The sequence below is a fragment of the Georgenia satyanarayanai genome (assembly GCF_009193135.1).
Lineage (GTDB): Bacteria > Actinomycetota > Actinomycetes > Actinomycetales > Actinomycetaceae > Oceanitalea > Oceanitalea satyanarayanai.
In genome coordinates this window covers 377669-400087 of sequence record NZ_VUKC01000001.1, presented here as the reverse complement: position 1 = coordinate 400087, position 22419 = coordinate 377669, and the positions used below count along the sequence as shown (strand labels likewise).

Sequence of the window (22419 nt, the reverse complement as noted above, 5' to 3'; positions counted from 1 at the left end):
ATCTTCCCACGGCCCAGGGGCTCGTGGGGTCAGTCGTTGCCCATCCCGGGTGTGGTCTTCTGCACGGTGAGCAGGAACTCGGCGTTCGAGCGCGTCTCGCGCATCTTGCCGAGGAGCAGCTCGACGGCCTGCTGCTGGTCCAGCCCGCTCATCACGCGCCGCAGCTTCCACACGATCCGCAGCTCCTCCGGGGCCAGGAGCAGCTCCTCGCGGCGGGTGCCGGACGCGTTGACGTCCACCGCCGGGAAGATGCGCCTGTCGGCCAGGGAGCGCGACAGGCGCAGCTCCATGTTCCCGGTGCCCTTGAACTCCTCGAAGATCACCTCGTCCATCTTCGAGCCGGTCTCCACCAGGGCCGAGGCGACGATGGTGAGCGAGCCGCCGTTCTCGATGTTGCGGGCCGCGCCGAAGAAGCGCTTGGGCGGGTAGAGCGCCGAGGCGTCCACGCCGCCGGAGAGGATCCGGCCCGAGGCGGGGGCGGCGAGGTTGTAGGCGCGCGACAGGCGGGTGATGGAGTCGAGGAGCACGACGACGTCCTGCCCCAGCTCGACGAGACGCTTGGCGCGCTCGATGGCGAGCTCGGCGACGATCGTGTGGTCCGAGGCCGGCCGGTCGAAGGTCGAGGCGATGACCTCGCCCTTGACCGTGCGCTGCATGTCGGTGACCTCTTCGGGCCGCTCGTCCACGAGCACGACCATGAGGTGGACCTCGGGGTTGTTCGTCGTGATCGCGTTCGCCATCTGCTGCATGACGATCGTCTTGCCCGCCTTGGGCGGGGCGACGATGAGGCCACGCTGGCCCTTGCCGATCGGGGCGACGAGGTCGACGATCCGGCCCGTCATCGCCGAGGAGCTCGTCTCCAGCCGCAGCGACTCCTGGGGGTAGAGCGGCGTCAGCTTGGAGAACTCCGGACGCTGGCGCGCGCGGTCGGCCGGCGCACCGTTGACGGAGTCGAGACGGACGAGCGCGTTGAACTTCTGGCGCTGCTGCTCGTCCTGCGGCTGGCGGACGGCACCGGTGACGGCGTCGCCGCGGCGCAGGCCGTGCTTCTTCACCTGGTTGAGCGAGACGTAGACGTCGTTGGGCCCGGGCAGGTAGCCGCTCGTGCGGACGAAGGCGTAGTTGTCGAGGATGTCGAGGATCCCCGCGACGGGGAGCAGGACGTCGTCCTCGGTGACCTCGAGCTCGTCGAAGCCGGGCAGGTCGCCCCCACCGGGACGGCGCTTGCGGTTGCGGTCCCGATTGCGACGGCGGTTACGGCCGCTGCGGTCGGTCTCCGGCTCGACGCGACGCTGCTCGCCACGGCGGGCGTCCTCACGGCGCTCGTCGATCTCGTCCCGCGGGGCGGGCAGCTCGATCGCCTCGAGAGCCTTGACGGCGCGCTCGCGGTCGACCGGCTCGCGCTGCTGGCGGCCCGCCGGCTGCTCGGGCTGCTGCTCGGTGCGCTCACGCCGCTCGTCCTGCGCGCGCTCACGCTGCTCGGCACGGTCCTGCGCGCGCTCACGCTGCTCGGCACGGTCCTGCGCCCGCTCACGCTGCTCGCCGCGGTCGCGGCGGGGCGGGCGCTGCCGCTCGCCGTCTTCCTCGGTGGCCTCGGCCACGGGGAGGGCGGGCTGCTCGGGGGTCTGCCCCGCGCGGGGCTGGCCGGCCTCGGCGGACACCCGGCGGCTGCGGCCGCGCCGCGGCGCCGGTGCGTCAGCGGGCGCCTCGGCCGGCGCGTTGGGCGCCTCCGCGGCGGCAGGGGCTTCGGTCGCGGCGGCGGCGGACCCGGCGGCACCTGCGCCGCTCGAGCTCCCGCGGGCGTCACGGATAGCGGCGACGAGGTCGCTCTTGCGCATCCGCGTGGTGCCCCTGAGTCCCATGCCGGCGGCGAGCGACTGCAGCTCGGCCAGCTTCATGGTGCTCAGCGAGCCACCGGCGGTGCGGGCCGCGGTGGCGTCAAGCTGTTCTGTCACGAGGTTCCTTCCCTCGGGCCCCAACGACCTGAGGCCGGGCGAGCCCGGACGACGTCCGGGGTGGTGACTCCGCACGACCATGACCGCAGACCGCGGAAGAAGATCGGGGGGAGGGTGCCGCGGCCCTGCAGCTGGACACCCGCGTGGGATCACAGCTCGACGGCGCCGAGGCGCGTCCAGTGTAGCAGCCGGGGTCCCGCGGCCGGCGGGACACGCACGGCCAGACCCGGCCCGTGCGCCGGGGTCAGGTGGTGACGAGCCGGGCGCCGTGCGTGACCGCGGGCGTGAGCACCCGCCAGCCGTGCCGGGTGAAGGCCGCGACGTGGGCGTTGTCGGCACGGGTGAGCGTGAGGACGCTGGGCCCCGCCCCGGAGACGACGGCGGGCAGCCCGAGCTCGCGCAGCGTGTCGATGACGCGCAGCGACTCCTCCATGACCACCGCGCGCTGGCGCTGGTGGAGGCGGTCCTCGGTGGCCGGCAGGAGCAGGTCGGGACGCTCGGCGAGCGCGAGGACGAGCAGCGCCGCCCGCCCGGCGTTGAACGCGCCGTCCTCGTGGGGCACCTGCCGCGGGAGCACCGAGCGGGCCGTGCCGGTGAGCAGCTCCCCCGGCGGGACGAGGACCGTAGGACGCACGTGCTCCCCCACCCGCAGGCGCGCTGCACGTGGGCGCGTGCCCTCGGACCAGGCGACGGTCGCGCCGCCGAGGATCGCGGGCGCCGCGTTGTCCGGGTGCCCCTCGAACTCGGTGGCGAGCGCGAGCACGGTGTCGTCGTCCAGCGCCTCGGGGTCCGCGACGAGGCCACGCGCCGCGACGAGCCCGCCGACGACGGCGGCCGCCGAGGAGCCCAGCCCGCGCCCGTGCGGGATGCGGTTGTGGCAGCGCAGCTCGAGGCCGGCCTGCGGGGCGCCGGCGTGGTCGAGCGCCGCGCGGACAGCGCGGACGACGAGGTGGTTCTCCCCCTCGGGCAGCGAGCCGGCGCCGCTGCCGGTCACGGTCACCTGGGTGAGGCCGGTCGTCGCGCGCACGGCGATGTCGTCGACGACGTCGATCGCCAGGCCCAGCGCGTCGAAGCCGGGCCCGAGGTTGGCGCTGGTGGCGGGGACCTGCACCCGCACCGTGTCGTGCGCGAGCCGGCCCATCGTCACGCGAGCCCGAGGGCGGCCGCCGTGGCCGCGGCCCGCGGCGCGACGACCTCGGGGTCGATGTCCGCGTTGCCGAGGGCGGTGGCGGTGTCCTTGAGACCGTTGCCGGTCACCGTGCACACGATCGTCGCGCCGGCCGGGACCAGGCCCCGCTCGGCGGCCTGGAGCAGCCCGGCGACGCTCGCGGCCGACGCCGGCTCGACGAAGACGCCGACCTCGCGGGCGAGCAGTGCCTGCGCGTCGAGGATCTGGGCGTCGCTCACGGCGTCGATCCAGCCGCCGGACTCGTCGCGCGCGGCCTCCGCCAGCGTCCACGAGGCCGGGTTGCCGATACGGATTGCCGTCGCGACCGTCTCGGGGTGCTCGACGGGCGCCCCCTTGACGAAGGGAGCGGCGCCCTCGGCCTGCACGCCCCACATCCGCGGGGTGCGGGTGGCGCGCGCCGGGAGGCCCGGGGCGTCGGTCGCGTACTCGCGGTAGCCCATCCAGTAGGCCGAGATGTTCCCCGCGTTGCCGACCGGCAGGACGTGGATGTCCGGGGCGTCCCCGAGGGCGTCGACGACCTCGAAGGCCGCGGTCTTCTGCCCCTGGAGCCGGAACGGGTTGACGGAGTTGACGAGCGCGACCGGGTAGTCCTCGGCCAGCGTGCGGACGATGCGCAGGCAGTCGTCGAAGTTGCCGTCCACGGCCACGAGCTCCGCGCCGTGGACGATCGCCTGGGCGAGCTTGCCGGCGGCGATCTTCCCGGCGGGCAGCACGACGGCGCAGCGCAGGCCGGCGCGCACGGCGTAGGCGGCGGCGGAGGCGGAGGTGTTGCCGGTGGAGGCGCACACGACCATCTCGGTGTCGGTCGCGGCGACCTTCGACATCGCCATCGTCATGCCGCGGTCCTTGAAGGAGCCGGTCGGGTTGGCACCCTCGACCTTGACGTGGACCTGCGCGCCGACGCGCTCGCTGAGCACGGGCGCCGCGACGAGCGGCGTGCCGCCCTCACCGAGGGTGACGACGGGGTCCCCGGGCTCGATCGGCAGCCGGTCGGCGTACTCGGTGATCACGCCTCGCCACTGGTGCGCCATCAGACGTCCTCCACCCTGGTCACGGCCAGCACGCGCTTGACCGACGGAATGCGGGCGACGGCGTCGGCCGTCGCTGCCAGCGCAGCCTCGCTGGCGCGGTGCGTGACGACGACGAGCACGGCGGCGCCGTCGGTGGCCTGCACCTGCTCCTGCGTCACGGTCATGATCGACAGGCCCTTCTCCCCGAAGGTGCCGGCGATCTGGGCGAGCACCCCGGGCACGTCGGCGACCTCGAGGCGCAGCTGGAACTGCGTCGTCACCTGGTCGGCGCCGAGGAGCGGCAGGTCCGCGTACCGCGACTCGGCGGGCCCGCGCCCACCGGAGACGCGGTTGCGCCCGGCCGCCACGAGGTCGCCCAGCACGGCGGACGCCGTCGGCGCGCCGCCGGCGCCCTGCCCGTAGAACATGAGCCGGCCGGCGGCCTCGGTGTCGACGACGACGGCGTTGTAGGCGCCGTGGACGGCGGCCAGCGGGTGCTCGAGGGGCAGCAGCGCGGGGTGGACCCGCACCGTGATGCCCTCGCCGTCCTCGGTGGTGCGCCGCTCGGCGACGGCGAGGAGCTTGATGACGTGGTGGCCGCGGGTGGCGGCCTCGACGTCCGCCGCGGTGACGTAGCGGATCCCCTCGACGGGGACGTCCTCGATGCTCACCCGGGTGTGGAACGCGAGGGAGGCGAGGATGGCGATCTTCGCGGCGGCGTCGTGGCCGTCGATGTCCGCGGTGGGGTCGGCCTCCGCGTAGCCCAGGGCCTGCGCGTCCGCGAGGGCCTCGCCGAAGCCGACGCCGCGGGCGGTCATCTCGTCGAGGATGAAGTTCGTCGTGCCGTTGACGATGCCGACGACACGCCGCACGTGGTCCCCGGCGAAGGACTCCCGCACCCCGCGCACGACCGGGACGGCGCCGGCGACGGCGGCCTCGAAGTACAGGTCGACGCCGCGTTCCTCGGCGGCCTCGTAGAGCTCGGGACCGTGGGCGGCGAGCAGGGCCTTGTTCGCGGTGACGACACCGGCGCCCGCCTCGATCGCCTCGAGGACGAGGCTGCGCGCCGGCTCGATGCCGCCCATGAGCTCGACGACGAGGTCGGCGCGACGGACGAGTCCCGACGCGTCGGTGGTGAGCAGCCGGGTGTCGACGACGTCGGCGCGGGGCACGGAGGTGTCCCGCACCGCGATGCCCACGACCTCGAGCCGGGCACCGGTCCGAGCGGTGAGGTCGTCGGCCTGCTCGGTCAGCAGCCGCACCACCTCGGTGCCCACGGTCCCACAGCCGAGCACGGCGACGCGTAGCGCCCGCTCACTCATCGACAACTCCAATCCTCGGTGCCGCGGTCAGGATACGGGCGGCGCCCAGGGCGCCCGCCACGCGTCCACGTGCTGTCAGCCGACGTCGAGGGCGAGGAGGTCGTCCTCGGTCTCGGGGCGCACGATGTACCGGGCCTGCCCGTCGCGCACCGCCAGCACCCCCGGCCGCGGGAGGAGGTTGTAGTTCGACGCCATCGAGCGCCCGTAGGCGCCGGTGGCGGGCACGGCGAGCAGGTCCCCGGCCGTGACGTCGTCGGGGAGGAGGACGTCACGTACGACGATGTCGCCGCTCTCGCAGTGCTTGCCCACGACCCGGGAGGCGACGGCGGGGGCCGCGCTGCGGCGGCTCGCGACGGCGGCGGTGTAGGCGGCGTCGTAGAGGGCGGTGCGGATGTTGTCGCTCATCCCGCCGTCGACGGAGACGTAGCGGCGCTCGGTCCCCTCCTCCGTCGTCACCGGCTTGACCGTGCCGACCCGGTAGAGGGTGAGCCCGGCCGGGCCGACGACGGCGCGGCCCGGCTCGACCGACACCCGCGGCGGCGGGGTGCCGAGCTCGGCGCACAGGCGGCGCACGACGCCGGCGAGCGCGGGGGCGATCTGCGCGGGCGTGGGCGGGAGGTCGGCGCCGGTGTAGGAGATGCCGTAGCCACCGCCGAGGTCGACCTCCGGCATGAGCGTGCCGCTCTCGGCGGCGACCTCGGCGCGCAGGCGCAGGAGCGCGCCGGCGGCGACCTCGAACCCGGACAGGTCGAGGATCTGGGAGCCGATGTGGGAGTGCAGGCCCAGGAGGGTGAGCTCGGGACGGGCGAGGACGGCGTCGACGGCGGCACGCGCGGCGCCGCTGGTGAGGGACAGGCCGAACTTCTGGTCCTCGTGGGCGGTGGCGATGAAGTCGTGGCCGCCGGCGTGCACGCCGGTGGTCACCCGGACCATCACGGGCGCGGGCAGGTCGAGCCGCCCGGCCAGGTCGGCGAGGTGCTCGACCTCCGAGAGGGAGTCGACGACGATGCGCCCCACCCCGGCGCGCACGGCCCGCTCCAGCTCGGCGTCGGACTTGTTGTTGCCGTGCAGCGCGATCCTGTCCCCCGGCACCCCGGCGCGCAGTGCCACGGCGAGCTCGCCGCCCGTGGAGACGTCCACGTGCATGCCCTCCTCGGACACCCAGCGGTCGACCGCGACGGACGCGAAGGCCTTGCTCGCGTAGTAGACGTCGGCACCGGCGAGGTCGGCGAAGGCCTCGGTGAAGGCGGTGACGAAGGCGCGGGCGCGGCCGCGCAGGTCCGCCTCGTCCAGGACGTAGACGGGGGTGCGGTGCTCCGCGGCGATGTCACGCACGTCCAGGCCGCCCACCTCGAGGCTGCCGTCGGCGGTGCGTCGGACCGATCCCGCCCACGGGCTGCGCGGATCCTCGGCGGACGGCTCGGGCGCCGGGGCGTTCACATCCGCTCCGGGGCGGAGACGCCGAGCAGGTGGAGACCGTTGGCGATGACCTGGCCGGTGGCGTCGTTGAGCCACAGCCGGGTGCGGTGGACGTCCTCGACCGGGTCCTCCCCCCGCGGGGACACGCGGCTCTGGTCGTACCACTTGTGGTACGCCGAGGCGAGGTCCTCGAGGTAGCGGGCCACCCGGTGCGGCTCGCGCAGGCGTGCGGCGCGGGCGACCATCTCCGGGAAGCCGGCGAGGTGGCCGAGCAGGACGCTGTCCGCCTCGGTGCCGATGAGCGTGGGGTCGAAGGCGTCCTCACGACGCACGCCGTGCTGGGCGGCGTTGCGGCTGACGTTGCGGATGCGGGCGTGCGCGTACTGCACGTAGTACACGGGGTTGTCCATGTTCTTCTCGCGGAGCTTCTCCCCGTCGAGGCTCAGCGGGGAGTCCGCGGGGAAGCGCGCGAGGGTGTAGCGGACCGGGTCGGTGCCGATCCACTCGATGAGGTCGCTCAGCTCGATGATGTTGCCCGCGCGCTTGCTCAGCCGCGCCCCCGCCACGGACACGAGCTGGCCGATGAGGACCTCGATGTTGACCTCGGGGTCGTCGCCCGCGCAGGCGGCGATGGCCTTGAGCCGGTTGACGTAGCCGTGGTGGTCGGCGCCGAGGAGGTAGATCTTCTCGGGGAAGCCACGGTCCTTCTTCGACAGGTAGTACGCGGCGTCCGCGGCGAAGTAGGTGGGCGTCCCGTCGGCGCGGATGAGGACGCGGTCCTTGTCGTCCCCGAAGTCGGTCGTGCGCAGCCACACGGCGCCGTCGGCGTCGAAGACGTGCCCCTGCTCGCGCAGGCGGGCGACGGCGGTCTCGACGGCGCCGCTGCCGTGGAGCTCGCGCTCGGAGAAGTAGACGTCGAAGTGCACCTCGAACTCGGCGAGGACCTGCTGGATCTCGGCGAGCTGGAGGCGGTAGCCGGTCTCGCGGGCCACGGCGACGGCCTCGTCCTGCGGCAGGTCGAGGAGGTCGGGGCGCTCGGCGAGCACCTTCTGGGCGAGCTGGGTGACGTACTCACCGCGGTACCCGTCCTCGGGGACCTCCGTGCCGGCGGCCCGGGCCAGGACCGAGGCGCCGAACTTGTCCATCTGCGCACCGGCGTCGTTGATGTAGTACTCGGGGGTGACCTCCGCACCGGAGGCGCGCAGCAGCCGGACGAGGGCGTCACCGAGCGCGGCCCAGCGGGTGTGGCCGATGTGGAGCGGGCCGGTGGGGTTGGCCGAGACGAACTCGAGGTTGACGGCGTGGCCGGCGAGCGCCTCGTTGCGGCCGTAGGACTCCCCCGCCTCGAGGATCGAGCGGGCGAGCGCACCGGCGGCGCCGGCCTCGAGGCGGATGTTGAGGAAGCCGGGGCCCGCCACCGACGCCGCGGAGACACCCGCTGCGCCGCCGAGGCGCTCGGCGAGCACCTCGGCGAGGGCGCGCGGGTTGGTGCCCGCCCTCTTCGCCAGCTGCATCGCGACGTTCGTCGCCCAGTCCCCGTGCTCCCGCTGGCGCGGACGCTCGACCTTGACCTCGCCGATCTCCTCGGCGGACAGGGCCAGGGTGCCGTCGGCGACGGCGTCGAGGAGGCAGGAGCGGATGAGCGCGGCGAGTTCGGTCGGAGTCACCGAACAAGCCTACTAGCGCGGCACGGCGTCCCCGCTCGGTGCGCCGGCGAGCGGGCTACAGCGGGAGGCTGGCGTAGAACTGGCTCACGTAGTCGGCGCTCCCGGTGATCTGCAGGACGTGGCCGCGGTCGGTGGTCCAGATGTAGCGACCGCGCTCGTCCTCGAGGAAGAAGGCCCAGAACGTGCCGGTCTCGTTGGTGTAGGTGTCACCGGTGTCGACCTGCTCACCGTCGACGGCCTCGACCATCTCGGCGGCGAAGGCGTCGGCGGCCTCGTTGTCGGGCCACAGGGTCGCCCGCATCTCGATCGTCTCGTCGCCGCTGACGTAGGTGCCGCGGTAGGCCTCGACCGCGCCGTTGACGCGGTCGTCGGGCGTGAAGCCCTCCTCGGAGAGCTCGAAGGTGAGGTCACCGACGGACACGGTCTCGTCGAGGTCGCCGAGCAGCTCGGACGCCGGCTCCTCGGTCGGCTCCTCCGTGGCGGCGCTCGGCTCCTCGGTGGGCTCCTCCGTCGGCTCCTCGGTGGTCGCGGGCTCCGTCGGCTCCTCGGTCTCACCGGGCGTCGTGGTCGCCTCCGCCGTCGGGCTCGGCGACGTCGCGGGCGACGGGTCCTCGTCGTCACCACCCAGGAGGAGGGCGGCGGCGATGCCGCCCGCCACGAGGAGGAGGACGACGGCGATGACCACCGGCAGCACCCAGCGCGGTCGCCCGCCGTCGGGCTCGGGCTCCGGCTCCGGCTCGGTGGTGCTCGCGTCGGAGTAGATCGTGCGGCCGGGGTCGGGGGCCTGGCCGTAGCTCGCGGCCGGGTAGGCGGCCGTCGCGTCGGCCGCGTCGGCGGGCGGGGTGTCCGGCGTGTCGTACGGCGAGCGCGCGAAGCTCTCGCCCTCGTCGCGGGGGGCGTCGTCGTCGGACGGTCCGGGCGTCGGGCCCGGGGGCGGCTGCTGGCTCATGTCGTCTCCTTCACGTCCGGCGCGGGAACGCCTGGGAAGTGCGGCGTCCACCCTAGGACCTCATCCTCCCCCTGTCGTCCCACGACCGCCGGACGTGGCGGGCGCCACGTCCGGGCGATGTCAGGATGGCGCGCGCTCCCTGATAGCATCGCCAGGCGTCGTGCCCCTGTAGCTCAGTGGATAGAGCGTCTGCCTCCGGAGCAGAAGGTCGCTGGTTCGAGTCCAGTCGGGGGCACTCATGCTGCCCGGGGACGGGCGGCCTCAGCTCGGGGACCACCACCGCGGCAGCGCGGACATGATCTCCCGGGAGCGGGTGGCGGAGTCGGTCGTGTCCTGCGCCGCCCACACCCCCACCGCCGCGGCGCAGCCGGCCCCCACCAGCTGCGCGGCCGTCATCTCGTCGATGTCGATGACCCGCCCGCGGTCCGTCAGCCGGCGGTGTGCCTCGACCGCACGCTCGGCGAGGGTGTCGGCGACGATGCGCTGGAACTGGTGGTCGCCGTCGCTGGCGAAGAGGCGGCGGTAGGCCGGCCGGTTGGCCGCCACGTGGTCGAGCATCCCGGCCAGCGAGGCACGGTAGGTCTCGACCACCTGGTCGATGTCGTCCGGCAGGTTCGTCACGTCCACCGAGGCGAGGTCGTCGATGAGCGTCGAGAACATGTGGCCGGCGAACTCCGCGACCGAGGAGAAGTGCTTGTAGAAGGTGGTCCGGTGGATGCCGGCCACCCGGCACAGCTCGGACACGTTGATCTCGCTGATCGACTGGTCCTCGAGGAGGGTGGTCATAGCACGCTCCAGGAGCGCCAGCGTGCGCCGCGTGCGCGGGTCGGTGTGCGACTCGTGGAGGGTCATCGCCACATTGTGCACCACGCCGCCGCCCCGTAGGGGGCTGTTCACACGTGGGCCGACAAGCCCGTCGAGCGGTCGTCACGGGCGCCGCCGTACCACTCCCCGCGGGCCCGCAGGACCTCGCGCAGCACGGTGGGACGGTCGGTGACGAGGCCGTCGACGCCGAGGTCGAGGAGCCGGTGCATCGTGGGGGCGTCGTCGATCGTCCACACGTGGACCTCCAGCCCCAACCGGTGGGCCCGCTGGACGAACGCCGGGGTGACGACGGGGACTCCGCGGTGGCGCACGGGCACCTGGACGCACACGGCGCGGTCCGTCGTCGTGCCCGACGGCGTGGGGACCCCCCGGGCCGGCGCACCGAGCGTCGCGGCGAGGACGAGCCGCGCGGTCTCCTGCCTGGCCAGGCTCGTGGCGACCCGCCCCCGGGTGGCCCGACGCACGACCTGCAGCCGGCGGTCGGCGAAGGACGCGAGGCACACGCGGTCGCCCGCTCCGGCCTCGGCGACGACCCGGAGCGCCGGGCCGATGACGCCGTCCTCCTTGAGGTCGATGTTCAGGCGCAGCCCCGGGAAGTCCGCGAGCGCCTCGTCGAGCCGCACGAGCCGGCCACCGGAGTGGTCGCGCAGGCGCGCGGCCTGCGCCCAGGTCAGCGCCGAGAGCGGACCGTGGCCGGTGGTCGTCCTGTCGAGCGTCGCGTCGTGGTGGAGGACGACGACGCCGTCCGCGGTGCGGCGGACGTCGGTCTCGAAGTAGCGGTAGCCGAGCGCGTCGGCGTGCTCGAGCGCGGCGCGGGAGTTCTCCGCCACCTCCGCCGCTCCCCCGCGGTGCGCGAGGGCGGCCGGGCCGGGCCGGTCGAGGTAGGGGCTCCCCCCGGCGGCGCCGCCGCTCAGGGAGCCGTGCACTGGACCGGGGCGACCAGGGTGAGGCCGAGCGAGGCGAGGAAGGGCAGCGGGTCGACGGTCGTGCCGTAGGCGCGGGTGGGGAAGGGGTTGCGCGGCCGGGGGTCGGCGGTGGCCTCGTCCGAGGGCTCCGCGGCGCTCGGCTCCTCGGTGGGCTCCTCCGACGGCTCCTCCGTGGGCGCCGGGCTGGGGGTCTCGCTCGGCCCCGGGCTCGGGGTCTGGCTCGGCTCGGGGCTCGGGGTCTGGCTCGGCTCGGGGCTCGGCGTCTCGTCCGGGTCCGGGCTGGGCGTCTCGCTCGGGGCCGGGCTCGGGGTCTCGCTCGGGTCCGGGCTCGGCGTCTCGCTCGGCCCCGGGCTGGGAGTCTCGTCCGGGTCCGGGTCCGGGCTGGGGGTCTCGTCCGGGTCCGGCGTCTCGTCCGGGTCCGGGCTGGGGGTCTCGTCCGGGTCCGGCGTCTCGTCCGGGTCCGGGCTCGGCGTCTCCTCCGGGTCCGGGGTCTCGGTCACGTGCGCGGCGGGCGAGACGCGTAGCGCCGTCGACGTGCGGGTCACCGGCGTCTTCGTCAGCCCGAGCCCGGCGTCGGAGGTGTGGATCTCGAAGTGCAGGTGGGGGCCGGTGGAGTTGCCGTTGCTGCCCACCTCGGCGATGACCTCGCCGGCGCGCACGTGCTGCCCGGGCTCGACGAAGACGCCGTCGGGGTACATGTGGACGTACCAGCTGTAGAAGGTCGTGTCCTTGACCGTGTGCTCGATGATGACGAGCTCGCTGGACCGGCCCAGCCGCCCGGCCCCGGTGTAGACGACCGTGCCGTCGGTGATGGCGTGGATGGGCGTGCCGAGCGGCGCGGCGAAGTCCACGCCCATGTGCATCGTGTACGTGCCGAAGATCGGGTGCGTGCGGTAGCCGTAGGGGGAGGTCACCCGGTAGGCGCCCGGTGCCACCGGGTAGCTGGCGCAGAGCGGGGTGTCGCTGAAGGGGTCGGTGTGGGCCTTGAGCGTGGCCACCGAGTCCGCGACGAGCGTGACACCGCCCCCGAGCCCGAAGGTCTCGGCGGCCTCGGCGAGCTCGACGGGCTCGGCCTCGAGGGTGAGGTTCGCCGTGACGAAGGCACCGCCGAGGACCTTCGTCGGGTCCGGCACGGACGTGCCGGCGGTCGTCAGGGCCGTGCTCCCCACGAGCAGCGCGGCGCAGCCGACCAGGCCGGTGCGCCGCAGCCGGGCCAGCCAGCCGGGGCGCGAGTCGGGCGCAGGGGCGTCGGCGTCGGGCGCCGGCAACCCCCCTGCAGTCAGTGACATCCACGTCCCCTTGAGCTCGCAGCCGCGCGGGCACGCGGCTGGCCCAGCGTAACCGAGGTCACAGGCCCCGGTCCATCCGCTCATCGGGCAGACCGGAGGGCAGGGGCCTCAGCAGTCGGGAGAGATCATGACGGCGTCGTGGTCGGCGAGGAAGGCGCCGGGGTCCGTCGTCGTCCCGGACTCGTCGAGGTGGATCTCGAGGTGGAGGTGCGGCCCGGTGGAGTTGCCGTTGTTGCCCACCTCGCCGATGACCTCGCCGCCGCGGACCTGCTGGCCCTCGGTGACGAAGACGCCGTCCTCGTACATGTGGACGTACCAGCTGTAGAAGGTCTGCCCGTCGATCTCGTGCTCGAGGATGACGAGCATGCTTGAGCGCCCGTCCAGGCCCTCGCCCGCGTGGACGACGACGCCGTCGGCGACCGCGTGGATGGGTGTGCCGAGCGGCGCGGCGAAGTCCAGGCCCTCGTGCTTGGTCCAGGTGCCCTGGATCGGGTGGACCCGGTTCCCGTACAGGGAGCTCTGGGTGTAGGTGCCCACAGCGAGGGGCATGGCCATCCGCTCGGCACCGAGGGCGGCGCCGGCACCGTTGGCGCCGCTGCCGGTGAGGGAGCTGCACACGGCGGCGTCACGGTCGACGCTGCGCGAGCTCTGGACGAGCGCGCGGGCCGAGGCGCTGGAGTCGGCAAGGAGGGCGGCCGTGCTCCCGGCGGCGTCCGAGTCGAGCTGGGTCGCCGCGGCGTCGAGGGCGTCGAGGACGGTCTGGCCGGCCGGGACGGTGGCGACGGCGGGCAGCTCCTCGGCGACACCCTCGTCGGCGCCGACGAAGCCGGCGAGCGGGGCGACGATCGTCGCGGCGCCGAGCGCACCGAGGACGGCGGCGCGCGGCATCCAGCGGGGGGCGCGCAGACGGGCCGGGCGGCGCGTGGAGGCCTGCTCAGCGGCCCGCAGCTCGGCGCGGCTGCGGTACTGCGGACGGACGGGGGCGAGCGTGCCGTCGAGCGGGACGGTGGCCACGTGCCCTGCCTGGTCGACGCGCCCGGTGGGCCCGTCGAGCGGGTCGGTGGCGACGAGCGAGCCGGTGAGCGCGGACGCCGCGTGGGCGGCCGCCTCTCGGACGGCGAGCTGCTCGTTGCGGCGCTCTGCCTCCCGAAGCTGCCGTCGCGTCACCGGTGCCGAGGAGGGCATCGAGGCGCGCGCGGGCATAGGGAACCTTTCGGTGGAATGGAGGGCCGCCGGACGGACCGGCGTGTCACGAAACAGTAACGACACCGGCGTCATCGAGTCCACAAACGCGTCGGACCCTGTGCACGAGTGGTTCAGGAGGCGGCGCCGTGGCGCTGCATCGAGTCAGACACCTCGCCGACGAGCTCCTCGAGGATGTCCTCGAGGAAGACGACACCGACGGTCGGGCCGCCCCGGAGCCCTACCCCGGCGAGGTGGGTGCCGGTGCGCTGCATGACGGCCAGGACGTCCTCGATCTCGTCCGACGGCGCCACTCTGGGCAGTGCGCGCACCCGCCAGCGCGGGACCGGCTGGGCCCTCAGCGGGCCGTCGGCGTAGAGGACGTCCTTGATGTGGAGGTACCCGTGGACGGTCCCGTCGAGGTTGCGCACCGGGAAGCGCGAGAACCCCGTCCGCGCGACCGCCGCCTCGAAGGCCGCGGGGGTGGTCCCGTCCTCCAGGGTGACGAGGTTCTCATCGGCGACCATGACCTCGGCGGCGTTCTTCTCGGAGAACTCCAGGGCCCCGGACAGCAGCCCGAGCTCGTCCTGGAGGACGCCCTCCCGCTGCGAGCGCTCGATGATCGCGGCGACCTCCTCGGCGGTGAAGGCCGAGGCGACCTCGTCCTTCGGCTCGACGCCGCACACCCGCAGGACGATGTTGGCCAGCGCGTTGAGCGCCCGGATGAGCGGGGACAGGACACGGGACAGGAGGACGAGCGGCGGCCCGAACCACAGCGCCGCCCTCTCCGGGCTGGTGACCGCGAGGTTCTTCGGCACCATCTCGCCGACGACGACGTGGAGGTAGATGACGAGCGCGAGCGCGACGGCGAAGCCGACGACGTGCGCGGACGCGGCGGGCAGCCCGGCGTCCATGAGCGGGCCCTCGACGAGGCGGGCGACCGCCGGCTCGGCCACCGCGCCGATCCCCGTGGAGCAGACGGTGATGCCGAGCTGGGCACAGGCCATCATGAGCGTCGCGTGCTCCATGGCCCACAGCACCGTGCGGGCACGGCGGGAGGTCTCGGCGAGCGGCTCGACCCGGCTGCGCCGGGCGGACATGATCGCGAACTCGGCACCGACGAAGAACGCGTTCGCCACGAGCAGGACGAGGCCGACGAGCAGCGCGGTCCCCGAGCTCACGCGTCCACCTCTAGCCCGCGCACGCGCAGCCGCTCGATGCGCCGGCCGTCCATGAGCTCGACGCGCAGGACGACACCGGGCAGCTCGACGTCGTCACCGACCTCGGCGATCCGTCCGAGCCGGGCCATGACGAGGCCGCCGAGGGTCTCGTAGGGGCCGTCGTCGGGGACGACGAGGTGGGCGAGGTGCGCGAGCTCGTCGGGGCGCATGACGCCGGGCACGACCCAGCTGCCGTCCGCCGTCTCGTGCGCACCGGTGCGGCGACGGTCGTGCTCGTCGGACACCTCGCCGACGATCTCCTCGACGACGTCCTCGAGGGTGACGATGCCGGAGGTGCCGCCGTACTCGTCGACGACGACGGCCATCTGCATGCCGTCGTCGCGCAGGGAGACGAGCAGTGCCGCCAGGCCCAGCGTCTCGGGCACGCGCGGCGCCGGGATCATCAGGCTGCCGGCCGACACGGGGACGTCGGCGCGACGGTCGTGGGGCACGGCGATGGCCCGGCGCAGGTTGACGAGGCCGACGACGTCGTCGTCGTCGTCCCCGAGGACCGGGAAGCGCGAGTGGCCGGTGCGGCGGGCGGCGGCGACGACGTCGGCCGCCGTCGCCGTGCGCGGCAGCGCCGTCATCCGCACGCGGTCGGTCATGACGTCGACGGCGGTGAGCGCCCCGATCCCGATGGAACGGGTGAGGAGCGTCGCCGTGCCGATGTCGAGCGTGCCCTGCTCGGCGGAGCGGCGCACGAGTGCGGTGAGCTCACTGGCGGAGCGGCCGCCGGCGAGCTCCTCGACCGGCTCGACGCCGAAGCGGCGCAGGACCGCGTTCGCGTTGCCGTTGAGGAGCGAGATGACCGGGCGCAGCACCCGGGTGAAGGCCCGCTGCAGCGGGGCGACGACCCCCGCCGTCGCGAACGGGTCGGCGAGGGCGAGGTTCTTGGGGACGAGCTCCCCGAAGAGCATGGAGAAGCCGTTGACGAGGACGAGGGAGACGACGACGGCGGTCGCGCCGGCGGCCGCGGCGGCGAGCCCGGTGGAGCCGAGCGGTCCGCTGAGCAGCGTCACGAGAGCCGACTGCGCCGTGTAGCCGAGCAGGACGGTGGTGAGCGTGATGCCCACCTGCGCGCCCGAGAGCTCGGTCGACAGGTGCCGCAGGGCCCGCTGCACGCCCAGGGCGCGCTTGTCGCCGGAGGCCACGCGCCGGTCGACGGTGGCGGGGTCCATCGCGACGAGGGAGAACTCGGCCGCGACGAAGACGGCGGTGCCGGCGGTGAGGACCACGCCCAGCAGGACGAGCAGCCACTCGGTCAGCACCGAGGTGGCCCGGGTGTGAGGAGGGGGCCGCCGGGACTCGGGGGCTCGGCGTCCGCCTCACCCGGTTGTCGGGGCTCGGCGTCCGCCTCGGGACTCGGGGGGTCCGCGTCCGGTCCCGCGGCGGTGCCGGGGACCTCCAGCGGGCTGGTCTGTCGCTGCGCCATAGTGCGGTGAGGATACCGGCAGCGGGTCCGCGCGGGGGTGCTGCGGGGCACCGGTGTGCCAGAGTGCACTCATGGCCCCCACCGGTCCCCCCACCACCGATGCCACCCGGGTGCTCGTCGTCGAGGACGAGCCGGACATCGCGGCGCAGATCGCGCACCGGCTCGCCGCCGAGGGCTGGCTGGTGGAGATCGCCGGCGACGGTCACGGCGGCGTGGCGGCGGCACGGACCTTCGTGCCCGACGTCGTCGTCCTCGACGTCATGCTGCCGGGGCTCGACGGGCTCGAGGTGTGCCGCCGGATCCAGGCAGAGCGCGAGGTGCCGGTCCTCATGCTCACCGCGCGCGACGACGAGACCGACATCCTCGTCGGGCTCGGCGTGGGCGCCGACGACTACATGACCAAGCCCTTCTCCATGCGCGAGCTGCTCGCCCGCCTCAAGGCGCTGCTGCGGCGCGCCGAGCGGGCCCGCCGCACGGCCGTGGAGGACAGCGGTGACCCCGGCGAGACCCCGCTCACCCTGGGCGACCTCGAGATCGACCGCAACCAGCGCCGGGTGCGCCGCGGCGGCACCGAGGCCCACCTCACCCCCACCGAGTTCGACCTGCTCGTGTGCCTCGCCGCGAGCCCCCGCACCGTGTTCTCCCGGGAGAAGCTGCTCGCCGAGGTGTGGGACTGGGCTGACGCGTCCGGCACCCGCACCGTCGACTCCCACGTCAAGGCGCTGCGCCGCAAGCTCGGCGCGGACCTCGTCCGGACCGTCCACGGCGTCGGGTACGCCCTGGAACCGACCGAGGACGCCGCGGAGGGGCGGTGAGCGGCCCGGGCGCGCGGCACGCCCGCGCGGGCCTGCGGATGTCCCGCCCGCTCGACCGTTTCCGCTCGCTCAAGATCAAGCTCGGCGTCCTCGTGGCCGTCACCGTCACCGCCGCCGCGTTCCTCACCTGGCTGGGGCTGCGCCACGAGCTCGGCCCCACCCGGACCTTCCCGCTGGCCATCGTCTCGGCGCTCGTCGTCACCCAGGTCCTCGCCCACGGCATGACGTCCCCGCTGCGGGAGATGACGGCGGCGGCGCGGGCGATGGCCCGTGGTGACTACTCGCGCCGGGTGACGGCGACGAGCAACGACGAGGTCGGTGAGCTCGCCAAGGCCTTCAACCAGATGGCCGAGGACCTCGCGTCCGTCGACACCGCCCACCGGGAGATCGTCGCCAACGTCTCCCACGAGCTGCGCACCCCGGTCGCCGCGCTGCAGGCCCAGCTGGAGAACCTCGCGGACGGCGTCGTGCCCGCGTCCCCCGAGGCGTTGGAGGGTGCGCTGCGCCAGACGCAGCGGCTGGGCCGGCTCGTGGGCTACCTCCTGGACCTGTCGCGGGTGGAGGCGGGCGTCGTCGGGCTCGAGCTCGAGGACGTCGCCGTGCGGACGCTCGTCGACGACGCCGTCGCGGAGGCGGCGGCAGCGGCGACGGCCGCGGGCCGCGACGTGCGCTGGGAGGTGACGGTGGAGCCGGCCGAGCTGCGGCTGCGGGTGGACCCCGTCCGCATCTCCCAGGTGCTGGCCAACCTCCTCGACAACGCCGTCCGGCACACGCCGTCGGGCACGCTCGTGTCGGTGCGCGCGTCGGCCGCGGCGCCGCGGGGGGAGGTCGTCATCGACGTCGTCGACTCCGGGGCGGGGATCCCGCCCGCCGACCGGGAGCGGGTCTTCGAGCGCTTCCAGCGGGGCAACAGCCCCTCGCTCACCGGCCGGGCGAGCACCGGCGGGACCGGGCTGGGGCTGGCGATTTCCCGGTGGGCGGTGACGATCCACGGTGGCACCATCGAGGTCGCCGACTCCCAGGCCGGCGAGGGCGCCACCGTCCGGCTCCGGCTGCCCTCCCGCGGCCCCCGCCCGCCACGGTCCGTGGGGACGTTGCAGGGCACCGCCTGACACTGCCTTGACCGCCGGTTGGGACTGAGGTCCGGGGCACGCGGGCGGGACGCCCGATATGGCCAGATCCCTCCTCCCGGCTCCGTCCGCCGCGCCCGCATCGCCTAGGCTTGAGGGGCACTTTCTCCTCCATCCACACACGTCTCGGAAGAGGGCGATCCCCGAAGTGTCCACTCAGGAGCACCCTGACCCCGCTGCCGCCGCGTTCGGCACGAATGAATGGCTCATCGAGGAGCTGTTCGAGCAGTACAAGAAGGACCCCGAGCTCGTCGACCCGGCGTGGTGGGACTTCTTCAAGGACTACCAGCCCGGCAACGGCACCACCGAGGGCCGTGCCGCCGAGCCGCCCTCGACGCAGCAGCCGCCCTCCACGCAGCAGCCGCCCTCCACGCAGCAGCCGTCAGCGCAGCCGCAGCCGCCCTCCGCCGGCACCAGCGACCGCAGGGACGCGCCCGCCGCCGACCCGAGCCCCGCGCCCTCGGCGCGCTCGACGAGCAGCTCCGAGGAGGCCCAGCCCACGTCCGTGCCCGGTTCCGACACGACGGCCGGGAACCCGGCGCCCGCCCCGCAGGCGCGCAAGGTCGCCGACACCGTCTCCCAGGAGCCCGCGCCGGAGGCGGCCGCGCAGCCCGCCGTCGCCGGCTACACCTCCACCCCCGCCTCCCGCCAGCGGGTCGACGCTCCCACCGACGGCACGATCAAGCTGCGCGGCCCTGCCGCCCGCGTCGTCAAGAACATGGACGCCAGCCTCGAGGTGCCGACCGCCACGAGCGTGCGCGCCGTCCCGGCCAAGCTCCTCGTGGACAACCGCATCGTCATCAACAACCACCTCGCCCGCGGGCGCGGCGGCAAGATCTCCTTCACCCACCTCATCGGCTACGCCGTCGTCGAGGCCCTGGGCAAGCTGCCGGAGATGAACGCCGCCTACACCGAGGTCGACGGCAAGCCCGCGATGACCCAGCCGGCGCACGTCAACTTCGGCCTGGCCATCGACCTGCCCAAGCCGGACGGCACCCGCCAGCTCCTCGTCCCGTCCGTCAAGGCGGCCGAGACGATGGACTTCGCCCAGTTCCGGGTCGCCTACGAGGAGCTGGTCCGCAAGGCGCGGAACAACAAGCTCACCGTCGAGGACTTCGCCGGCACGACGATCACGCTGACCAACCCCGGGACCATCGGCACCGTCCACTCGATGCCGCGGCTCATGGTCGGGCAGGGCACGATCGTCGGCGTCGGTGCGCTGGACTACCCGGCCGAGTACAAGGGCGCCTCCGAGGAGACCCTCGCCCGCGCCGGCGTCTCCAAGATCCTCACGCTCACCTCGACCTACGACCACCGCATCATCCAGGGCGCCGCGTCCGGTGAGTTCCTCCGCATCTTGGAGGAGAAGCTGCTCGGCCAGGACGGGTTCTTCGACCGTGTCTTCGCCTCCCTGCGCGTGCCCTACGAGCCGGTCCGCTGGCAGCGTGACGTCCACGTCGACCCGGAGACCGAGCTCGGCAAGCCGGCCCGGATCGCCGAGGTCATCCACGCCTACCGCTCCCGCGGCCACCTCATGGCCGACACCGACCCGCTGACCTACCGCCAGCGCCGTCACCCCGACCTCGACATCACCAACCACGGGCTGTCGCTGTGGGACCTGGACCGCACGTTCCCCACCGGCGGCTTCGCCGGCACCAGCCGGCTGCCCTTCCGCGACATCCTCGGCACCCTGCGCGACACGTACTGCCGCACCATCGGCATCGAGTACATGCACCTGCAGGACCCCGTCGAGCGTCGCTGGATGCAGGCCCGCCTCGAGACGCCCTACCAGAAGCCCTCCCCCGACGAGCAGCTGCAGATCCTGCGCAAGCTCGGGCAGGCCGAGGCCTTCGAGACGTTCCTCCAGACGAAGTACGTCGGGCAGAAGCGCTTCAGCCTCGAGGGCGGTGAGTCGCTCATCCCGATGCTCGACACCATCCTCACCGGCGCGGCGCGCGACGGCCTCGACGAGGTCGCGATCGGCATGGCCCACCGCGGCCGCCTCAACGTCCTCGCCAACATCGCCGGCAAGTCCTACGCCCAGGTCTTCTCCGAGTTCGAGGGGAACCAGGACCCGCGCTCGATCCAGGGCTCCGGGGACGTCAAGTACCACCTCGGCACGGTCGGGGAGTTCACCGCGCACACCGGGGAGCAGACGCGGGTGTACCTCGCGGCCAACCCCTCCCACCTCGAGGCCGTCAACGGCGTCCTCGAGGGCGTCACGCGCGCCAAGCAGGACCGCATCGACCTCGGCCAGCAGGGCTTCTCCGTGCTGCCGGTCCTCATCCACGGTGACGCGGCCTTCGCCGGCCAGGGCGTGGTGACCGAGACCCTCCAGCTGTCCCAGCTGCGCGGCTACCGCACCGGCGGCACCGTGCACATCCTGGTGAACAACCAGATCGGCTTCACCACCGGGCCGGCGAGCTCGCGCTCCACCCACTACCCCACCGACGTCGCCAAGGGTCTGCAGCTCCCGATCTTCCACGTCAACGGGGACGACCCCGAGGCCGTGGCCCGGGTCGCGGAGCTCGCCTACGCCTACCGGCAGGAGTTCCACAAGGACGTCATCATCGACCTCGTGTGCTACCGCCGCCGCGGGCACAACGAGGGCGACGACCCGTCGATGACGCAGCCGGTCATGTACTCCCTCATCGAGGACAAGCGCAGCACGCGCAAGCTCTTCACCGAGGCCCTCGTGGGCCGCGGGGACATCACCCCCGAGCAGGCCGAGCAGGCGCTGCACGAGTACCAGTCCGAGCTCGAGAAGGCCTTCACCGAGACCCGCGAGGTGGGCTGGCGCCCGCCCGTCCGCGAGGACGAGCAGGTCGCCGGGCTGGAGCTGCCCGAGTCGCAGCAGGTGGACGCCGGCACGATGGTCGGCTGGCAGACCGCCGTGCCCGAGCCCGTGCTCGGCCGCATCGGGACGGCGCACGTGCGCCCGCCGGAGGGCTTCTCGGTCCACCCCAAGCTCGCCAAGCTCCTCGAGCGGCGCGAGGTCATGTCCCGCGAGGGGGAGATCGACTGGGGCTTCGGGGAGATCCTCGCCTTCGGCTCCCTCCTCATGGAGGGCACGCCGGTGCGCCTGGCCGGCCAGGACTCCCGCCGCGGCACCTTCGTCCAGCGGCACGCGGTCTTCCACGACGCCGAGACCGGGGCCGAGTGGACCCCGCTCATGTACCTCACCGGGGACCAGGCGAAGTTCTGGGTCTACGACTCCTCGCTGTCGGAGTACGCGGCGATGGCCTTCGAGTACGGCTACTCGGTGGAGCGGCCCGACGCGCTCGTCCTGTGGGAGGCGCAGTTCGGTGACTTCGTCAACGGCGCGCAGATCGTCGTCGACGAGTTCATCTCCTCCTCCGAGCAGAAGTGGGGCCAGCGGTCCTCCCTCGTGCTGCTGCTGCCGCACGGCTACGAGGGCCAGGGTCCGGACCACTCCTCCGGCCGCATCGAGCGGTTCCTCCAGCTGTGCGCGGAGGAGAACATGATCGTGGCCCAGCCGAGCACGCCGGCCAACCACTTCCACATGCTGCGCCGGCAGGCCTACAACCGCCCGCGGGTGCCCCTCATCGCCTTCACCCCGAAGCAGCTGCTGCGCCTGCGCGCGGCGGCCTCCCCGCTGGAGGACTTCACCAGCGGGACCTTCCGGACCGTGATCGGCGACCAGGACGGCACCCAGGGTGACGTCACCCGGGTCCTCCTGTGCTCCGGGCGGGTCTACTACGACCTCGCCGCGCACCGGGAGAAGACGGGCGCGACGTCCACGGCGATCGTCCGGCTCGAGCAGCTCTACCCGCTCGACCAGGAGGCCGTGCGCGCCGAGCTCGACCGCTACCCGGGCGCCGAGGTCGTGTGGGTGCAGGACGAGCCGGCCAACCAGGGTGCGTGGACGTTCCTGTCCGACCACCTCTCGAGCGAGGCCCTCGGTGGGCGCGAGCTGCGCCTCGTCTCCCGCCCAGCCGCCGCCTCGCCGGCCACCGGCGCGGGACGCGTCCACAAGGAGCAGCAGGCCACGCTCCTCGAGTCGGCCTTCGGCTGACCGGAGCGGCACGACGCGGGCCGGCCCCCTCGGGGGCCGGCCCGCGATAG

16 protein-coding genes and 1 tRNA gene are annotated in these 22419 nt (G+C 73.8%); 4 read left to right on the top strand and 13 right to left on the bottom strand.

Going from position 1 to position 22419, the window contains the following annotated elements; genetic code table 11:
- Window positions 1-29 precede the first annotated feature (29 nt).
- The 7 genes from rho to GD632_RS01790 all read right to left on the bottom strand — a co-directional run bounded on the left by rho (window position 30) and on the right by GD632_RS01790 (window position 9511).
- Window positions 30-1898 carry a transcription termination factor Rho gene (gene rho, locus GD632_RS01820; RefSeq protein ID WP_226924450.1) on the bottom strand — a complete coding sequence of 623 codons (1869 nt, stop codon included), beginning with the start codon at window positions 1896-1898 and terminating at the stop codon, window positions 30-32.
- A gap of 301 nt (window positions 1899-2199) precedes the next feature.
- Window positions 2200-3096 carry a homoserine kinase gene (gene thrB, locus GD632_RS01815; protein ID WP_152188375.1) on the bottom strand — a complete coding sequence of 299 codons (897 nt, stop codon included), beginning with the start codon at window positions 3094-3096 and terminating at the stop codon, window positions 2200-2202.
- 2 nt (window positions 3097-3098) lie between these two features.
- Complete coding sequence (gene thrC / locus GD632_RS01810; RefSeq protein WP_152188028.1) at window positions 3099-4175, bottom strand: threonine synthase; 1077 nt, start codon at window positions 4173-4175, stop codon at window positions 3099-3101.
- Window positions 4175-5476 carry a homoserine dehydrogenase gene (locus tag GD632_RS01805; protein ID WP_152188026.1) on the bottom strand — a complete coding sequence of 434 codons (1302 nt, stop codon included), beginning with the start codon at window positions 5474-5476 and terminating at the stop codon, window positions 4175-4177. Before GD632_RS01805 ends, thrC begins: the two co-directional genes overlap by 1 nt.
- Window positions 5477-5551: 75 nt before the next feature.
- On the bottom strand, window positions 5552-6991 hold the full coding sequence (gene lysA / locus GD632_RS01800; RefSeq protein WP_452176633.1) for a diaminopimelate decarboxylase: 1440 nt from the start codon (window positions 6989-6991) through the stop codon (window positions 5552-5554).
- Entirely contained in the window at window positions 6913-8562 is a 1650-nt protein-coding gene (gene argS / locus GD632_RS01795; RefSeq protein ID WP_152188021.1) for an arginine--tRNA ligase, read from the bottom strand. The genes lysA and argS overlap by 79 nt, the downstream gene beginning before the upstream one ends.
- A 55-nt stretch (window positions 8563-8617) precedes the next feature.
- The gene (locus GD632_RS01790; RefSeq protein ID WP_152188019.1) at window positions 8618-9511 is read right to left on the bottom strand and encodes a hypothetical protein; all 894 of its coding nucleotides are present in this window, start codon (window positions 9509-9511) and stop codon (window positions 8618-8620) included.
- A gap of 162 nt (window positions 9512-9673) precedes the next feature.
- Here GD632_RS01790 and GD632_RS01785 point away from each other — a divergent pair.
- Window positions 9674-9746: transfer RNA gene (locus GD632_RS01785), tRNA-Arg, on the top strand.
- A gap of 26 nt (window positions 9747-9772) precedes the next feature.
- On the opposite strand, the gene GD632_RS01780 is transcribed toward GD632_RS01785, so the two are convergent.
- The 6 genes from GD632_RS01780 to GD632_RS01755 all read right to left on the bottom strand — a co-directional run bounded on the left by GD632_RS01780 (window position 9773) and on the right by GD632_RS01755 (window position 16221).
- Entirely contained in the window at window positions 9773-10363 is a 591-nt protein-coding gene (locus GD632_RS01780) for a TetR/AcrR family transcriptional regulator (protein ID WP_152188017.1), read from the bottom strand.
- A 41-nt stretch (window positions 10364-10404) separates the two neighbouring features.
- On the bottom strand, window positions 10405-11262 hold the full coding sequence (locus GD632_RS01775; protein ID WP_226924417.1) for a glycerophosphodiester phosphodiesterase: 858 nt from the start codon (window positions 11260-11262) through the stop codon (window positions 10405-10407).
- Entirely contained in the window at window positions 11247-12551 is a 1305-nt protein-coding gene (locus GD632_RS01770; protein ID WP_193311293.1) for a peptidoglycan DD-metalloendopeptidase family protein, read from the bottom strand. The genes GD632_RS01775 and GD632_RS01770 overlap by 16 nt, the downstream gene beginning before the upstream one ends.
- A gap of 108 nt (window positions 12552-12659) precedes the next feature.
- On the bottom strand, window positions 12660-13754 hold the full coding sequence (locus GD632_RS01765) for a M23 family metallopeptidase (protein WP_152188013.1): 1095 nt from the start codon (window positions 13752-13754) through the stop codon (window positions 12660-12662).
- 113 nt (window positions 13755-13867) lie between these two features.
- Window positions 13868-14914: a hemolysin family protein gene (locus tag GD632_RS01760; RefSeq protein ID WP_152188011.1), complete on the bottom strand. Its 1047-nt coding sequence runs from the start codon at window positions 14912-14914 to the stop codon at window positions 13868-13870.
- Window positions 14911-16221, bottom strand: coding sequence for a hemolysin family protein (locus GD632_RS01755; protein ID WP_152188373.1), 1311 nt, complete (start codon window positions 16219-16221; stop codon window positions 14911-14913). Before GD632_RS01755 ends, GD632_RS01760 begins: the two co-directional genes overlap by 4 nt.
- 238 nt (window positions 16222-16459) lie before the next feature.
- On the opposite strand from GD632_RS01755, the gene GD632_RS01750 reads away from it, so the two are divergent.
- The 3 genes from GD632_RS01750 to GD632_RS01740 all read left to right on the top strand — a co-directional run bounded on the left by GD632_RS01750 (window position 16460) and on the right by GD632_RS01740 (window position 22369).
- On the top strand, window positions 16460-17203 hold the full coding sequence (locus GD632_RS01750) for a response regulator transcription factor (RefSeq protein ID WP_152188008.1): 744 nt from the start codon (window positions 16460-16462) through the stop codon (window positions 17201-17203).
- Window positions 17200-18315, top strand: coding sequence for a HAMP domain-containing sensor histidine kinase (locus tag GD632_RS01745; protein WP_226924412.1), 1116 nt, complete (start codon window positions 17200-17202; stop codon window positions 18313-18315). The genes GD632_RS01750 and GD632_RS01745 overlap by 4 nt, the downstream gene beginning before the upstream one ends.
- 166 nt (window positions 18316-18481) lie before the next feature.
- Window positions 18482-22369 (top strand): multifunctional oxoglutarate decarboxylase/oxoglutarate dehydrogenase thiamine pyrophosphate-binding subunit/dihydrolipoyllysine-residue succinyltransferase subunit, encoded by a 3888-nt coding sequence (locus GD632_RS01740; RefSeq protein WP_226924410.1) that lies wholly within the window; start codon window positions 18482-18484, stop codon window positions 22367-22369.
- Window positions 22370-22419 lie beyond the last annotated feature (50 nt).